The sequence below is a fragment of the Lacticaseibacillus sp. 22 genome, assembly GCF_055413445.1.
In genome coordinates this window covers 32490-49967 of sequence record NZ_JBVAYD010000015.1, presented here as the reverse complement: position 1 = coordinate 49967, position 17478 = coordinate 32490, and the positions used below count along the sequence as shown (strand labels likewise).

At 45.5% G+C, this 17478-nt stretch carries 16 protein-coding genes; 1 reads left to right on the top strand and 15 read right to left on the bottom strand.

All coding sequences use genetic code 11. The annotated features are described in order from the left end of the window. Nucleotides 1–90 precede the first annotated feature (90 nt). The 12 genes from ACWP87_RS08430 to gnd form a co-directional block, all read right to left on the bottom strand. Nucleotides 91–888, bottom strand: coding sequence for a metal ABC transporter permease (locus tag ACWP87_RS08430; RefSeq protein WP_005685358.1), 798 nt, complete (start codon nt 886–888; stop codon nt 91–93). After that, nucleotides 885–1604, bottom strand: coding sequence for a metal ABC transporter ATP-binding protein (locus tag ACWP87_RS08425; protein ID WP_005685357.1), 720 nt, complete (start codon nt 1602–1604; stop codon nt 885–887). Before ACWP87_RS08425 ends, ACWP87_RS08430 begins: the two co-directional genes overlap by 4 nt. Nucleotides 1605–1768: 164 nt before the next feature. Beyond that, nucleotides 1769–2113, bottom strand: a complete 345-nt coding sequence (locus tag ACWP87_RS08420; RefSeq protein ID WP_005685356.1) for a hypothetical protein — start codon at nt 2111–2113, stop codon at nt 1769–1771. A gap of 101 nt (nt 2114–2214) precedes the next feature. Then, nucleotides 2215–3246 carry a WaaS/CpsH family glycosyltransferase gene (locus ACWP87_RS08415; RefSeq protein ID WP_005685355.1) on the bottom strand — a complete coding sequence of 344 codons (1032 nt, stop codon included), beginning with the start codon at nt 3244–3246 and terminating at the stop codon, nt 2215–2217. Between the two features lie 50 nt (nt 3247–3296). Then, a complete protein-coding gene (locus tag ACWP87_RS08410; RefSeq protein WP_005685353.1) occupies nt 3297–4739 on the bottom strand; it encodes an oligosaccharide flippase family protein in 1443 nt (480 codons plus the stop codon). Nucleotides 4740–4997: 258 nt separating this feature from the next. Further along, nucleotides 4998–6017, bottom strand: a complete 1020-nt coding sequence (locus ACWP87_RS08405) for a glycosyltransferase family 2 protein (RefSeq protein ID WP_005685352.1) — start codon at nt 6015–6017, stop codon at nt 4998–5000. Between the two features lie 37 nt (nt 6018–6054). After that, nucleotides 6055–6750, bottom strand: coding sequence for a glycosyltransferase family 2 protein (locus ACWP87_RS08400; RefSeq protein WP_005685350.1), 696 nt, complete (start codon nt 6748–6750; stop codon nt 6055–6057). Further along, nucleotides 6747–7568: a glycosyltransferase gene (locus tag ACWP87_RS08395; RefSeq protein WP_005685349.1), complete on the bottom strand. Its 822-nt coding sequence runs from the start codon at nt 7566–7568 to the stop codon at nt 6747–6749. The genes ACWP87_RS08400 and ACWP87_RS08395 overlap by 4 nt, the downstream gene beginning before the upstream one ends. A 45-nt stretch (nt 7569–7613) precedes the next feature. Further along, nucleotides 7614–8984 carry an O-antigen ligase family protein gene (locus ACWP87_RS08390; protein ID WP_005685348.1) on the bottom strand — a complete coding sequence of 457 codons (1371 nt, stop codon included), beginning with the start codon at nt 8982–8984 and terminating at the stop codon, nt 7614–7616. Between the two features lie 450 nt (nt 8985–9434). Further along, nucleotides 9435–10787, bottom strand: coding sequence for a gluconate:H+ symporter (locus ACWP87_RS08385; protein ID WP_005685347.1), 1353 nt, complete (start codon nt 10785–10787; stop codon nt 9435–9437). A gap of 335 nt (nt 10788–11122) precedes the next feature. Then, complete coding sequence (gntK, locus tag ACWP87_RS08380) at nt 11123–12691, bottom strand: gluconokinase (RefSeq protein ID WP_014568996.1); 1569 nt, start codon at nt 12689–12691, stop codon at nt 11123–11125. A 169-nt stretch (nt 12692–12860) separates the two neighbouring features. Next, on the bottom strand, nt 12861–13769 hold the full coding sequence (gnd, locus tag ACWP87_RS08375) for a phosphogluconate dehydrogenase (NAD(+)-dependent, decarboxylating) (RefSeq protein WP_005685344.1): 909 nt from the start codon (nt 13767–13769) through the stop codon (nt 12861–12863). Between the two features lie 282 nt (nt 13770–14051). On the opposite strand from gnd, the gene ACWP87_RS08370 reads away from it, so the two are divergent. After that, the gene (locus ACWP87_RS08370) at nt 14052–14894 is read left to right on the top strand and encodes a MurR/RpiR family transcriptional regulator (protein WP_005685343.1); all 843 of its coding nucleotides are present in this window, start codon (nt 14052–14054) and stop codon (nt 14892–14894) included. A 128-nt stretch (nt 14895–15022) separates the two neighbouring features. Here ACWP87_RS08370 and ACWP87_RS08365 read toward each other — a convergent pair whose 3' ends face one another. The 3 genes from ACWP87_RS08365 to ACWP87_RS08355 form a co-directional block, all read right to left on the bottom strand. Further along, nucleotides 15023–15895: a sugar phosphate isomerase/epimerase family protein gene (locus tag ACWP87_RS08365; protein ID WP_014568995.1), complete on the bottom strand. Its 873-nt coding sequence runs from the start codon at nt 15893–15895 to the stop codon at nt 15023–15025. After that, nucleotides 15892–16779 (bottom strand): TIM barrel protein, encoded by an 888-nt coding sequence (locus ACWP87_RS08360; protein ID WP_005685341.1) that lies wholly within the window; start codon nt 16777–16779, stop codon nt 15892–15894. Before ACWP87_RS08360 ends, ACWP87_RS08365 begins: the two co-directional genes overlap by 4 nt. A 269-nt stretch (nt 16780–17048) precedes the next feature. Next, on the bottom strand, nt 17049–17438 hold the full coding sequence (locus ACWP87_RS08355; RefSeq protein WP_005685340.1) for a tautomerase family protein: 390 nt from the start codon (nt 17436–17438) through the stop codon (nt 17049–17051). Nucleotides 17439–17478: the final 40 nt, after the last annotated feature.

Sequence of the window (17478 nt, the reverse complement as noted above, 5' to 3'; positions counted from 1 at the left end):
CTTTACAGCCTCAGATATCAAAATAGCCCTAGAGCAACGAGATTCTCGTCGCTCTAGGGCCATTTTTATTTGAAAACAAACAAGCAGCTTTTAGTTTGTCTTTTGGTGATACCACAATGCCAAAAAGTAAAAACCAAACTCAATCGCAGCAATGAAGAACGTAACCGGCCAGTTTGTCAAAAAGCCAAGGTAAAGGCCGCTCCAGACACCGATCAATGCGGTCACAACCGAGATGACAATCATCTGCGGCAACGTTTTACCCAGATACTTGGCAACATTTGGCGGCAGCGTCAAAAGAATAAACACGAGCAAACTCCCGACAATCTGCGCTCCAATTGATACCGAAACTGCCAGAATAAGTAGGAAATAAATCGAGATATACTTACTCTTCAACCCCTGTGCGGCAGAACCGACCGAATCGAACGAATCAAACGCCAACCGCCGATAACCAAAATACAAGGTGAACAACACCCCCGCGGCTAATGCAACCAGCTGCCACACGTCACCCTGGGAAATACCAATAATACTGCCGAACAAAATCGTTGTGGCATAACTGGCATTCGCACTCGAAAGTGATAAAAACAGAATCCCTAAACCGATAAACAAGCTAGAAACCGCACTGATCGATGCTTCCCGACGTGAGGCTTGAACCGACATGCGCCCAACGCTGATACTGCTAATCGCGGTAAAGAGCAGCATCCCGTCCAATGGCCTAATGCCGGCAAACACCGCAAACGCCGCCCCGGCAAAACCAACCTCAGACAAGGTATGCGCCAAAAAGGACATGTTACGCGCCACCACAAAGACCCCGACAATCCCCGTTGTAATCGCAATAAAGGTGCTGGCCATAAAAGCATTTTGCATAAAAGCATAGGCAAATAGATTCATGCGATCACCCCGCGATTCTCGGCATCGTTGCGTAACTCTTCCGGCATTGAAGCCAAATTCATTTCCGCAGTCGGCTTCATTTCGTAACTGTCCCCCGTCAGCAATAAATACTGGTTGGTATATTGCTTGGCTAAACTGAGATCATGGGTGACAAACAGGACCGTTAATTTTTGGGTTTGGTTAAGCTCTTGTACCAAGTCCATTAACTCGTGCTTCGTATTAACATCTAAGCTAGCAGTCGATTCATCAAGAATCAGAAAATTAGGCTCATCTAACAGCGCCTGAGCTAAGTACGCCTTTTGCTTTTCGCCACCACTCGCCATGCCCAGCCGTGTATTCGCGATTTGAGTTAAATGTGTCGCCTCAATCACCCGAGCTAAAGCCGCCTTTTCCTTGGCAGTATGCCAGAAAAAAAGGTGATCCAACTGGCGCAACTGAATAAAACTACGGATCGACAGCGGATACTCGGCATCCACATTTCGAAACTGCGGCACATATCCCAATCGAACTGAAGGTTGCTTACGAAAACGGATGGTCCCGGCTTGCGGCTTCAACTGGCCCATCAACAGGCGAATCAAAGTCGTTTTACCCACCCCGTTCGGCCCGACCAAGCTCGTCATGGAGCCAACATCCAAATGAAAACTCAAATCCTGATAAAGCTGCTGATCCCGGAACCCGAAACGAAGATGGTCCACGGTCAAAATTGGTTCACTCATAGCTGCCTCCCAATAGCAAACGGTAACGATTACGATTTACTATTGTACCGAAGTTTTCATGAAAAGACCAGTGCTATTTAGATCACACAAAAGCCGGTATCCGTGGATGATCGGTATACGAGCAGCCATGAGTGTGAAATCACGCCTCTGTGGCCACCCGCAGATCAGTCCTTTTCCGCAGTTTTGAATGGATTGGCCGCACTGAAGTCAATTCGGATCGTTTTAGGCTTGTCCTTGACCACTAAGATATAGCCATGACCTAAGAATGGCTTGTCGCCTTTGTAAGTGAGCGGAAACTCCTGCGCCGGTGCCAAATTGCCTTGAATAATCATCGCATACATTTCGTCATCGGTATAATCATCGGAAAAAGCAATCGCAACCGGCGCCGTCACAATCTGTTTGGCCTTACGCATCACCGCAATCACATCAAAAATCTGATTTGTCACTTCTTCAGGAAAAATCTTGGCAACATCTTCGGCAACGCGCCGTTTTTTGGTTGGTTCGTACATAATTTTATAATCTCCGTTTCTGTATCTATGAACGTTATCGGTTCATCATTCTTTTCTCGCAGTTTACTCCTAGATAAAAAGTCTCGCGATTGATAAATCTACTAATCGCTAACTGGCGCGTATGGTGAACCGGACAAAACCGTTCCAAGCCAGTTATACACCGAAAAGTTATGATAAACCGTCAGCGGATTGCCAACATACGGCGATGTAATGAAATCTTTATCAAGGTGTGCCAAATGCTCATCAAAGATTTGAACATTTTCTTGGTTAATGAAGCTATAGTCCAAAACCTTGCTGTTGGTCGTCAGCACCTTCCGCCCCATTGACAAGCCTTCAATTACACGCCCAGTCAAGCCAGTCTGCTTGGGATGCGTCACGTCCACAATGATCCGCGTTTGTCGCAATACTTTAAGCATCTCACTGGCGGCAATCTTGTCAAAGTGTATCGTGCCTTCTGGGGACTTTCTAAACGCCGAATCTTGCATATAACGGACCGCATAAATCAATTTACTCTGGACATAGCGAAAGTCATAAAAAGAAAGCGCCTCTTCATGAGCCAGCTCTTCGATCACATTCAACAATTCACTGCGATTCGAATGTACGGTCCCAATAAAAGCAAGGTCAATATTCGGCTGCTGATCAGTTGCCGTGAGACGCGGATCAAACTGGGATCCGACAAACAGAGGTAAGAACTCGATTTTATATTTTGCCGCATCATTGGCATCGAAGGTATACACACTGTCGAAGTCCGGGAAAAACGCCTTGGCATGCTTGGAATTAGCCACCGAATCCCATAGGAAAAGCACCGTTTTTGCACCCGGATTAGCTTGCTTGAAGTCAGACAAAAGCTTGGTGCTCAGCGATTCCCCTTTTATGACTAATAAGTAGTCATAATGATTCTCGCTAAGCCGCTGTCTAATGTTTTCTCGTACCTTGCGTTCATTAACCACCGGTACATAACGCGCAATCGCTTTGCCTGTGAAGCCAGGTAACGGGCGCTCATCAAGAAAATCGCAATCAATACCAGCATCTTTCATAGCATCAAGAATCTCACCAATGTAGTGAAAAAATTTTGGTGCTAGGAGAAGCACGCGTTTGCCTTTAAAAGCATTGAGTTGTTTTTGAATCGACATTTTATTCCTTTCTGTTGACCAATGCACGACACAACTTTTCGTGAATCAAGCTAATGTCCTAAGCGATGTCGAACTTGATCAAGGTATGGCTTGACATAGCTAAAAACAATGTGTGGTCGTAATACTAATAAAGTGACAAAATAGGCAACTATTCCGATAACCACTTCGAGCGCTAAGTTTATTAAACTACGCGACCACAGCTGCTCAAGAGCCCACACCACACCAAACATAACTACAGAGCTAAGTAAATATTTCCATGACTCACTAAACAGCCCCCCGAGTGATAACTGATGACGCACGGAATAAATCTGATACCCGGTTACAACCGTTTCTGAAAGAATAGTGCCAACAACCGCCCCCATTGTTCCTAACCAAAGAATGAGCGGCACATTAACGATGATGTTCACAATTGATCCCAGGATGACCGACGTTGTGTATGACTTTATCTGATTGGTCGGCAGTAAGTATTGCATCCCAATGGCACTGGCAATGGCTATCGGAATGACAACTATTGCCTCCACTGCCATTAACGGCGCAACTGGCATAAATTTAGCACTAAAGAAATAAAAGGTAAATGATTTAGAAACGGCTGCAATCCCAAATGCAAGCGGAAATGCCATGACCAGAATCACATGCATCGAACTTTCCAAAGAACGCTTTACCGCATCATGATCGCCTTTTGCAAAATAATGGGCAACGTGTGGTAGTAAAACCGTTCCAGTAGCAGTCACAAGCGCCAGTAGCATTTTGATAATTTTATCTGAGTTTTCGTAAAATCCCGATGCTGCAACTCCTTGCAAAATACCGAGCATCGTTTTATTCAGCTGCACATAAATTTGAATTGCTAACTGGGGCACTAGTAACAAAAATGCCGGTTGAACATGCTGCCAAATATGCAAGGTCCGGAGTTTTGGAAAGTGTGCTAAGCTGTTGCGCAAGTACGGCCAAAATGTTAAGTTCCCGATCAACTGCGAGCCAGATAGAATTAAAATATAAAGCATCGTATCTTCAGGTTTGTGGATTAATAAAAAAATCAAAATAACTGAGCCAATTTTGACCAGAACATTCCGCACAACCGTGACTCGAAAATTCTCCAGCCCTTGGAAAAACCAAGAAATATCAAACGCCGCTCCGATCAACAGCAAACCTTGTGCCAAGTAAAAAACGCGGTATTTATCAACCATCATAATAAAAACAAGGTATGCGCCCACTGATAGGCCAATCGCTAGGAAGCGCAAAATGGTGACTTCCCAAAAATAAGTCGTCATCGCCTGTTTGTCATCGCGCCGGTATGCAGTACCGCGATTACCATAAAGATTAATCCCCAAACTGCCCAGGAGGACAAAATATTGGACGACTGAGTTTGTAAAAGCATTGATGCCGACACCAGTAGGGCCTAACACGCGGTTAATGTATGGCACCGTCACCAATGGAACCAAAAGTGCGAATACTTGATAGCCAGCGTTCCAAAAAAAATTCTTAATGACCTTCATAAAAATCTCCACTCATAACAGCGATAGACAGCTTAGAAACTACTTCAGAGCCAATCACCGCAATTTTACCAATACCATGTGATTCTACCAGATTTCAACCAACCCCGACAGCAAACTTAGCAAGTTCGCGTCATCCAAACTGCTGACACGCTAATAACCCGTTGCCTGAATGGCTAGCAACATGCTAAAAAGATGCTCCAGTTAAAGAGCATCTTAAGAATTTTCTAAAACCGCACACAATTAAAGGTTTCTGATAACTCATGCCAAAGCAGCTTTTATTTCATCATATGGTGCAATCATGTCAATAACATCAAAAAAAGCGATCAATATAAATGAAACTCTTTTTCTTGGATGATGCATGATGTGGTAAATCTTAACACTCGTTGCAACCCGTTTAAATGCATGGTGTACGTTATTAAAATAATCAACATACAAATCTATTATAGCCCGCTGATCTTGTCGAATAGTAAGATGTTGCTTTTTAAGAAACGCATCAAGTAATAGGTTGTCAACAATAAGCTGACCTTCTTCGCGCTTCTTGTTGTTAAGTGTCTCAATAAGGCTCCGCTTCTTTTTTAACCCACCGATTAGATTGTCGCCATGCTGCCGATATAAGACAAGCGGTTCGTCAATTTGGATAAGTTTACCACAGACAGAAAGGATCAGAGCCATAAACGAGTCATGCATATTTACCAGCGGAATAAAAGCGTTGGGAATTTGTGTAAAAAGTTTTTTTGCAGTTCGGTTAAACGCAAAAGCCGCCCCAGTGACCCGATAATCAAATGATAGATACTGATAATCTACTGCCAGATTCTTGGGCCACCGTGCCTGCTCACTCATACTTTTACCGGTTGAATGCCCATTCGCGTCAGCAAGCCAAAGATCTGAATAAACACCCAGTGGTAGCGAAGATTTTTCCGGTTGAAACGCCGCCAGGGTCTTGGTTATTTTATCCGGTTCCCAAATGTCATCTTGATCAGCTAGAAAAAAATAATCAGCATCAATTTCCGGGTCTTGAACTAAAACGAAAAAGGATCTTTTGACGCCAATGTTGCCTGGTGCTTTGGTCTGAATTCTGATGATGTCTGGATGTGCGTCTGCAAGTTTAGCGAGTATGTCCCGGGTACGATCAGATGAACCGTCATCTCGTATATAGACATGAAGCTCAATTTTCAACGGATCAATCGCCTGAGACAAAATGCTTTGTACCTGTTCTTCGACAAATGCTTGTCCGTTATAAGTTGAGATCAAAACCGCAATTCTTGTTTTAGTGTCCATTTGCCTTCCTCACTTCGATAGTCGCGTTAACTCTTCATTAACGTCCATGCAACATTTGCAGCATGCGCACGCGATCGGTAATAACAGCACCCAGATTTCGCCGTTTACCCGTGACGCTACCGGTATGTCGCCGATAATCCATAAGTCGGTCAGGCAAAATAACAATTTTTTCCCGATGTTTTAAGGCAATCAACGCAATCCACCAATCATGCATCGGCAACTTTGCCGGAAAAGGTAAAATTAGTGCTAACAATTCGCGCCGAAATGCCATCATTGCTCCTGTATAACCATTTTTAAGCAAGGTTCTCAGCAGCGACTGATTGGGTTCGCTATGATTGTAGTGATTCCACGATGAGTCAATCGTTTCAAGCTTTTGATTGGTCACAATCGCATCATGGACAACCACCATTGCATCTTGATCCTCAAAGGCCGCGCGCACCTTTTTAACCTTATCCAAATGCCAGACATCATCTTGATCAGCTAAAAATAAATAATCACCTTTAGCATGGGTCATCGCAACCATGAAACTACCCACTGGACCCCGATTAGTCGCATTTTCAATCAAGGAGATTCGGGAATCATTGTGTTGGTTAATTCGCGCGATTGTTTCATCCGTCGACCCATCATCAACAACAATGACCTCATCTTCCGCATCGAGCTGCATCAAGATTGATTCGAGCTGCGCATCAATGAAGGCAGCACCATTATAAGTTGCCATACAAACAGAAATCATGATGGAGCTATTCCTCCTCCTATCACCTGGATAATCACCTTCAGTTTCGACCACTGGGCGCGCTTCAATAACTGCTTAATCAGCCTAAAGCATAGGCGCCTGCGATATTGTGGGATAAAGCGCGGATAAAATTCAGCCACAAACCTTGCTTCCGTTCGCTGAAAATTTTCAAATCGAACTTGGCTCATCGTGCGAAAATCGTTTAGCGAAAGTTCTTGAGTCAATCGAACCGGAATTTCTTTAAGCTCTTTCCCGGCCTTTTGTAACTGTTTAAAGAAAACGTAATCTAGAAAGTCCAGAGGATATCGGCGATCAAAAATTGGTGCTGTCCCTTCGAACGCCGCCAAGTTAAGCGACATGCCCGAATTAATTGCAGCACGCGTTTTGGAAACCGCAGCGGGGAAATGAAAAAACAATGCGTCTTCGATCCAAAATGGCGAAATCTGTTTTCCATCAGCCAGCACGACTTCGGGAGCCAAGACAACAGCGCTTGCGGTTTGGCGCATAGACGTTTTGACTATTTGGTTGAAATCGGCAGGAAGTGTTGTATCTTGATCGAAAATCGTTAGCCACTGATCGCCACGTTTTCGTGCTTGTTGCACCGCAAAATTATACGCAGCTGCAAGCCCGGTATTGCCTTCATCATGGAAATAGGTTAAATTGGCCGGCTTCACATCTAACATCGACTCCGGAGAATTATCATAAATAATTAAGTGATCATTCTCCATTAATTGCGAATTCAGTGTTTGAAAGGTCTTACTTTTGCTTAGCTTCTGGCGATACAATACGATTAAGAAACTGTGGCCGTCTCGATTCATCGTTTGCCTCCAACTTTTCAGTCTAAAATTGCAGTTCTTATCTTCTTAAGCCTGCCTAATTGTCAATTGACTATCTTTGGTAGCGATGAACGATTTATACGCAATCACAATAACAGGTAACAAGAACCCTAATCCAATTGGACTATTCAAAAATGGGTTAATGTTTGTCACAACAATCATTGAGAGTGAACTTCCCAAAAGGCCAATATAAATATCCGCTAATTGCCGACTTAGCAAGAAACTCCTGAAGAAATAATATAGCGGAAGTAATGAGAACGCCAACCAGATGGCAAGCCCAATAACGCCTTGTTCCACCAAGATATCAACAAAGCTCATTTCGATGCCATCCTTACGATCGCCAATGACTGTTCCATAACCATTTCCAGCCACCTTGTTGACAATCGAACCTTTTTCAATAATCTTCGTGGCATCAGTAAGAAGAACAAACCGCGAGCGCAAACTCGTGTCGTTCCCTCCCCCATTGGCATCACGCCACTTAAATTTACGCTCCTCGCGCAAATCTGCATTAGTTGGCTTGCTAAAACGAGCAATGGTGGCATTACTGTAAAAAAAGCCGCACAAAACAACCGTAAGCAGTATCACCGCAACTCGCCGGAAATTCATTTTTTTGTTCAAATTTAAAGAATGACGATCACCCCAGAAATAAACAACTACCTTAACGGCAACATAAGTACCAATGCCGGTTAAGATGCCTAAATAAAGGCCTCGACTTTCTGACAATATAATGGAAAGCGATCCAACAACCAGAACGCCTCCCTCAATCCAGGAGATTTTCTTTTCCGCGAGTTTAATTAGCGAAATAATCACAACAAACATGACTAAAAAGTCTGACTTATAAAACACGCCCCTTGAAGGTCGGAAGAATAAATCTCCTGGCATCACACCATTAATCCAATCATAAAAGTGATGAAAGCTCATGTCACTTGCAAACTTACCGATAAGGCTGATAAGAACCGTAACAATAGAAACTAACGCAGCGGCTGCAAACAAACAACGCATGAGATCTTTAAGTGAAAACCGATCCTTACCAATGTAGTAAATAAACGGCAGGATCATAATAACGTAGATCGTCCGGAAGAAGTCAGTCGCAACCAATCCCACACCATGCCCGTGCATGACTCCAATAGCACTTGAAATACCGACCCAAAACAACATGATAAGTGATAACCAGAAAACCGCTGTATTCGGATGCCTAAAATATCCCCAGATCTCGTTTCTAGTATCAGCGTTCAAAATAAAGCGCACAAGGAATACTGCCATCACGCCAACAAACAAAATCTGCCGAATCGACAACGGCCCGATTGCAATAAGTCGGCCACCACCGCCAGCAAACAGTTCAAAAAACAATATGTACAGAAAATAACGCTCAAATTTGCTAATTTCTTTGGTTTTCATTTTAACTCCGATCGCTTCTATATTATGACAGCTAAACTAGCTTCACCAAGTTTAGCAATCACAACCCTCCGTTTCAACCTTTGCCTTTGCGTCCCCTAATTTGACCGCATCACTACCATGACTCTTATCCTCGATAAACTAGCACACGCGCATTTATGTTATCACGATTTACACGTAAATTTAACATTTTTGTTGGTCGAGCCCGCACGTACTAGACGAATCATTTGAATTTTAAAACCTTTTTATGAATTTTCATTATTTCGATTGAATGACGTAAATGAGAACTAAAGTATTGTTGACTGATGTAAACCAAATTAAGTTAATTTTTATTCACAGATTTTTTAGCATTGTCAACAGCAACAACTGGTGCGGTGATCCAAAAAGCCGCTCCAACTTTAGGCGTTAGAGCGACTCTGTCAGTGTTAAATATTGGCGTTTTCCACCAGTTGCTTAGACAACCAAGCTTAACAACAACACCCCGCCGAGACCGACTACGGAGATAATCGTTTCCAGCAATGTCCATGTCAACAATGTTTGCTTGATAGTCAGATCAAAATATTCACGGAACATCCAGAATCCGGCATCATTCACGTGACTGGCAGCTAACGAACCGGCACCGATTGCTAACACCATTAATGCCGGTTGAATGCCTGCGCTTTGCATCAGCGGCAGCACTAGTCCGGAAGCGGTCATTGCAGCTACGGTTGCCGAGCCAAGGGCAATCCGAAGTACAACCGCAATTAGCCATCCGAGTATTAATGGTGAAATTGATGACCCGACGAAAAGATTTTTCACGGAATCACCAACGCCACCATCTATCAGAACCTGTTTGAAGGCACCGCCACCACCAATGACCAGTAGCAACATCGCAATCGACTTCACTGCCTCTTCAAGTGTGGTCATGATGTCCTTAGCCGGTAACTGACGTGCATAACCCATTGCCCACATCGCAAACAGAAGCGAAATCAACATGGCAATGCTTGGTGACCCAATAAAAGCAATTACATTATCCATGCCTGACGGGGTCTTTGGCATTTTGCCACCGTAAATCACCAATTCATAAATCGTTGCAATTGCCATTAAAATGACTGGAAACAACGAGGTCAAAACTGAGATCCCAAAGCCTGGGGTTTCTTCCAGTTTAAAGGTCTTTTGCGGGCCTAGTGCTTTTAAATTACCGCGCCGCTCAAACGCATCAGGAACAAACCGATGCGCAAGTTTTGAAAATAATGGACCAGCAATGTAAACAGTCGGAATCGCTACGATAACCCCATATGCCAGCACCAAACCAGCAGACGCTCCTAGTGCTGTGGAAATTGCTGTTGGCGCTGGGTGTGGCGGCAAGAATCCGTGGGTAACCGATAACGCCGCCGCCATCGGAATGCCAAGTGTCAGAATCGGGACCCCTGCTTCAGCCGCAATCGCAAACACGATCGGCACCAACAAGACAATCCCCACTTCAAAGAATAACGCGATCCCGATAATGAATGACGCCAAAACAACAGCCAGCTGTAAACCCCGCCGACCAAATGCGTTAATCAGGGTATGGGCAATCCGATACGCACCCCCAGCATCAGCCACCAACCGACCAAGCATTGCCCCAAACCCAAAGACAAGTGCCAACTCGCCAAGCTGTGACCCAATGCCTGTTTGTATACTCGTAGCAATCTTAGCCGGCGCCATCCCCAAACCAAGCGCGACAACAACTGCAGTAATAATCAGGGAAACATACGTATTAAACTTAAATTTGATGATGAGTACCAATAACAACAAAATACCTAGTATCAAGACAAGTAAGTCCATTTAATTTCCTCCTCAGGATTTAGTAAGCGCAAGCCGGCGCGGTTAGAAGTCGGAGTGTAAGTGGCCTCAGGCGTGATGGCCGGGCTTTGGCCATTGTGCCTGAGGTCCTTACACGCAGACTTTTGCGCCGGGGAGCGCGTTATGAGCGCGAGCCAACCAAAATCTCGCATCCCGGCAACAGAAACCGCTTACAATATCGTTTATAAAAAACGGCAGCCGCGTCTAAACTCAAAATGCGTCTGTCGACCTAACCGTTCATCAGTTAGTGCTTTAAAACCGGTCACCTAATAATTGCAAGACATAAACACAAACTGTCCACTCTTTAAACTTAAAGCCTAATCCTGCGCCTGATTGCGTGCCGCCGGATCAGGATGCGCCCGCTGATAATCCGCAATGGCTTGATATTCACTACCCAATTTGCGTGTCAAACGAATCCAAATTGGCAATAACGCTCGATAAGCCGCGAAATTCGCTTCGTTAGGTTCATGGGTATTCGTCACCCCGATCATATCCTTAACCGCACTAAGATCATCAATCAAACCCAATGACATCATCCCGATGACGACCGCCCCTAGCGCTGAGCTTTCGAAACTTTCCGGAATATTGACTTCCTGCTCAAAGACATCGGCAAGCATTTGGCGCCACAACGCGCTGCGGGCAAACCCGCCAGTTGCCTGAATTGCCCGGGGTTTTCCGGTGATACCTTCAATCATGAGCATGACCATATACAGGTTATAAACAATGCCTTCCAGTGCTGCCCGAACCATGTGTGCGCGCGTATGCTGACGGGTTAAGCCGAAGAAGCTCCCGCGGGCGTTTGCATCCCAAATCGGTGCACGTTCGCCGCCAAGGTACGGGTGGAATAATAAGCCATCTGCCCCGGCAGGAATCTTGCTCGCGATTTCCGTCAAGATCTCATAAGAATCAACCTTCAATTGTTCGGCGGTCAACTTTTCCGGAGCAAAAAGTTGATCGCGAACCCATCGAAATACAATCCCACCATTATTAACGGGACCCCCAACGACCCACTGATTAGGCGCGAGGTAATACGTGAACAAACGCCCTTGTGGATCGACAACAGGTTTGTCCGTCACAACCCGCACTGCGCCTGAGGTCCCAATCGTCACTGCAAGGACACCTGGATCAATGGCCCCTACACCCAGATTGCTCAAGGTACCATCACTCGCGCCGAGAATAAACGGCGTCTGATCGTCAATACCGGTCACCGCAGCATAATTGGCATTCAAACCGGTTAGTTGATAGCTGGTATCCACAAGCTCAGGCAACTGATCGCGGCGAACTTTGGCAACACTCAACGCCTGATCGTCCCAGTCCATCGTGTGAATATTAAACAGCCCAGTCGCATTAGCAAGCGAGTAATCCTGAACATAGCGGCCAAAGAAACGGAATAAAATATAATCTTTAATGCCAATAAAATGGGTCGCCCGCGCCATTAACTCCGGATGCGCATCATTCAACCACAATAACTTAACCAACGGCGACATCGGGTGAGTCGGTACGCCGGTAGCCTTAAACAACGTCATCCCTAAATCACTTTGTTTCAGTTTGGTCGCATACGCCGCAGCCCGATTATCCGCCCAGGTAATGACCCGCGTCATCGGCTTATCATGTTCATCCATCAAGATTAAACTATGCATGGCCGCAGAAAATGAGACACCACCTAGTTCGCCAGGTTGAACATTGCCACGATGCATGACCTCGGTTAAACCACCAACCGTTGCGGCAAAAATTTCTTCTGGGTCTTCCTCCGCCATGTCCGGCGTATCCTGATACAACGGATATGGGTTATTAGCAGTCGCAATGGCGTTGCCTTTTAGATCAAATAAAACAACTTTAGTGCTGGTGGTGCCTAAATCAACCCCGATCATGTATTTGACCGTCATCATCATCTTCTCCTTTTTCAATCTGTATCCGCCAGCGTCACATGCTGAAATCACTTCGAACAACTTTTACCTGATCCGTTTTCGCGACATGAAGTTTCAGCGGCAATGATCGTAGCCGTCCATTCTCCAAAACGTTGCTCTCATCCAGCACCATAACGCATAGATCGGCTCAGTGACGTTGAGTTGTGAGATCAACTGCATGCCCACCAAATTGATTACGCAATGCGGCTACGACTTTACCGGTCATTGTATCGGCCTCTTCCGATCGATAACGCATCATGAGCGCGCTGGCAATAACCGGCGTGGCAACGTGCAAACGTAACGCTTCTTCAACTGTCCAGGCACCTTCACCGGAACTATGCATAATCCCTTGAATTTTCGCCAAGTCAGCATCTTCACTAAAGGCGTCACCGGCCAGTTCCATCAACCAGCTGCGAATCACGGAACCATGATTCCACATTTTGGCAACCGCCGCATTGTCATAGGCATAGGGACTGTGGGCTAAGACATCAAAGCCTTCGCCGATTGCCTGCATCATTCCATATTCAATCCCGTTATGTACCATTTTCAAATAATGACCTGAGCCAACCGGACCGGTGTAGAGATACCCGCCTGGAGCTGCGATGGCTTTAAAAAGCGGCTCGATCTGAGCAAACTGTTCTTCATCACCACCGATCATGAAGTTACCATTTGCGCGGGCTCCAGCCATGCCGCCTGAAGTGCCGACATCGAAAAAGTGAATGCCTTCCGCCGCTAACAACTTACCATGCGCAATTGAATCCTGATAATAAGAATTCCCGCCATCAATGACCACATCGCCGGGACTCAGTAGCTTAGCCAGCTGCTGAATCGTTGCCGCGGTTGGTTTGCCAGCTGGTACCATACTCCAAATAATCCGCGGTGAGGCCAAGCTCATTACCAAGGCATCCAGACTTGCAACCGCCTTAACCTGATACTTACCAACTTCCGTGCGCGCCTGATCATTCAAATCAAACGCCACAACCTCAATATCATGATCGCGCATATTTGCAACCAGATTCATTCCCATTTTGCCTAAACCAACCATACCTACTTGCATGTTTGCAACCTCCTGTGCGTGCGCGTGAGCCGGCGTGGCTACCACGCGAGCATCAATCAATTTCTGCACCAATGAATCTACCATTATTTAACTTCTGTGCATCTTCAAGACACCGCCGATTCATCTTAGATAGCAACAACGAATCATTCTTCCTGGAAGCCATCTTTCTTGATTACGGTGCCATTGTATGTAAAATAATTACAAAAATCAAGCAATTTGTTCGTAAATAATTTTCAATTCAAACGAATGATGCTATAATAATCTTGAAATGGAGGGGGCAACATGCACGACTTTCTGGTCCAATTGCAGATTTATAAACCGAATCTAAGTCGCCAAGAAAAAAAACTGGCTGATTATTTGCAGCAGCACCCTGATCGTGCGAGCCACGCGAATATTGCGGAACTAAGCGCCATCACCGGTGTCAGTACGGCCACAATTTCGCGTTTTGCCAAGGCCCTAGGGTATCCAAGTTTTCAAGCCTTGAAAATGGCACTGGTCCAATCAACACCTGAACCAGATCACACGCTGTTTGCTGAGCTTAGTCCCGCTGATTCGGTCGAAACGCTGGCTCATAAGATCTTCACCTCCAATATAGATGCATTACGTACCACGCTGACAAATTTAGACTCGGCTGCTTTAACCAAAGCGGTCGACTGGATCACCCATGCAAATCAGTTAGGCCTTTTTGGATTGGGCGCCAGCAATCTCGTGGCCTTGGATGGTTATCACAAGTTTTTACGAACCGCTATTCCGGTCGTTTACGCGGCGGATTACCATATGCAACTGATGGCTGCAACACATCTTACTGTTGCCGATGCGATGATTTTGACTTCCCACTCCGGCAAAGACAAAGATGCAATTGCTTTGGCCGAACTGGCAAAAAAGCAAAACGTACCCTTAATCGTCATCACCGGCGCTCCCGGCTCACACTTAGCCAAAATGGCCGATGCTGCCTTTGTTGCCGTGGCTGAAGAATCCCGCTATCGCACCGAAGCCCTTCACGCCTTGATCGCTGAGCTCAGTCTTATGGACACTTTGTTCATGATCAGCGCGATTCAAACCAACAGTCAAACTGCACCGCTTTTCCGTCGCGTCAGATCCACTATTGACGCAACCCGGCAGTAACAATAGGACACATCGTATTACCCAAAGACGCCATTCCAAGTATACAAAAACGGCAGCTCGGATTTCTTTTTCGAGGTGCCGTTTTTCAGAAAAAAGCTAAATCTGATTCAATTACCGCAACTGGCTTGTCACGTTTTCAACAAATGCAAACCAGACTGAATTGATTGTAAGGTGACGTCATTTGACCAATCAACGCGATCAGGCCACGCAAACACATTGTTGGTGATGATCCCGTCAAAATGGCGCTCATTCAACACCTGATAAAGCGTTGTAAAATCGACTTCTCCTTCCCCTGGGTTCAAGTGTTGGTGAATCGTTACCGGAGCCCCAGGCGGATTGATGATATACCGCAAGCCAAAATTACCTTTGTGGTTAAATGTATCCGCGATTAAAACATGGGTAATCCGCTCCCCCGACTCAGCAAACTGCTGACGAATATCTCCACGCCCGTCGTCCATATAAAATGCGTGCGCGCTACACCAAACCTGATGCACCCAATCCAAATCCAACGAACGAATCAAGCGTGTGGCAGCAAGATTAGATTCGATGAAGTCATTGGGATGCGGTTGAATTTCCAGCTCGATATTATTTTTTTCAAACACCGGCGCTAATTCTGCCATAGACTTATACCACTGTCCCTGAGAAACAAGCGGCTGAAACTTATCGCCAGCAAATTCAGTATTCAAAACCGGCACCTCAAGCTCTGCGGTAATTTCAATCGTACGTTTCAAATTGCGAACCGCAAACTCGCGCTCCTGTTCATCAGGAGAAGACCATTGCTGTACCGGCAGTATCGACGAAATTTTTACGCCGGCATCCTTAGCGTACTTTTTTACTTGCTTAATTAGCGTGTGATCAGCTACTGGGTGCTCATAGAACCAAATAAAATCGCGGCGTGGCGACAATTCAACATACTCATACCCTAACCGCGCAACCTCATCAAACATTTGCTTCAAGGTCATTGAGTCGCGGAACATAGAAGGATCATAGGCTAACTTCATGGTTGCGTCACCTCCGTACTAAACACTGCAGTTGGCTGATTCAACCGTTCAATACTTGCTAATATCTGCTGAGTAAGTTGCTGGTTGGTTTCGGCTGCCAACCGGCTTGAAAATGGCTCAAATGAATAATGGCCCCGATAACCCATTGCCTCAAACAAATGAACCTGCTCAATGTTTTGCATGATATCCCGCTCGGTAATCAGAATCCGATCTTCATCCACAACTTCTCGCAATGCGTGGATCGGCTCAATTCCCGACAGATGAATTAATCCAACGCGGTTAATATCAACACCTGCTTTGAATTGTTCGGCTGTTAGATGTGCCAAGAAGAAATGAAACGTATCAATCGTCAGCTTAAACTCGGTCCGGCCAGATAAATTAATGGCGTCCAGCGCTGTCCACGGATACCGCATTGTGCTGGCCCTAAAGCCCAACGGTTCAATGAATCCCGTCAAATGATAAGCAGACAGAATGTCCCCAAACACCTGTAAACTGCTAACGGCATCATCAAGTCGCTGTTGCTCGGTTCGCTTGTCCTGTGCGTTAACTTCCGGTACAAAGATAATCGCCTGATTGCCAATTTGCGCCGACAATTCCGCCAGTTTGGTCAAAAGATCGCGATTTTTGTTTAATTTGGCTGGATTATTGAATTGCTGAATCGCATTAATCGTTAAAATCTGCAGGTCGTATTTTTGCTTTAACGTCTGAAATTCTGCAACCTGCATGCCATCAATGACAGTCTCTGAGCCATCAGAAGTGGTCATATCATTGCGTAACTCGACTTGATGAATGCCAGCAGCTTCGGCTAATTGAAAAAAGTTTTCCAGTGGCCGCTTCTGAGCAATTTTTCGATTCAAAGCCATTTGTGTCAGTTCTATCCCCATCACGACTCCCCCACTTCTCTTCGCCTACCCAAACAATCTGCGACTTAGTGTGATCGCAATTATGGCGTCAACTAAAGCAGTTGCCCGCCACCGATACAGACGCCTCGGTGCAGCAACCTGCACATATACGAACTTTGAGCACCATGACCAAACGCCTCTATGCTCCCGTTTCTGACCACACCGACTCGCGTTCACAAAAATACCTTGGTCGATTCCTCTGGCAAAGTTCCAGAAGCGGCCAAGGCATCCTGCTTTACTTGATATTCTCTTTATAAACTGCCATCCAAAAATTGGGCTTTGCCTTGACCAAAACTCCAGCCTTGATCATGATTAAACGAAACATTGACCATGAGATCGTTCTTATCCACTAATCCCGCTTCGGATAAGCGCCTTGCCAAACTTTCATAAAACTGCTCTAATTGGTGAACCGTACGAACGCGACTCACTAACGAAATCACAACCACCTGATCCGTTCGTGGTATGCCCAACCCGGTATCCTCAACCACCATTTCATATGGCTCATGTTGGTGGACAATTTGATAACGATCACGCTCGGGTACCTCAAACGCTGCAACCATCACTTCATGGGTGATTTGCAAAATAGCTTTAATAGTCTCGGGTGACCGCCCTTTTAACATGTCAAATCGAACTAATGGCATCGTTCCCCCTCCTCATACGCAGCGGTAACTGACAATCAGT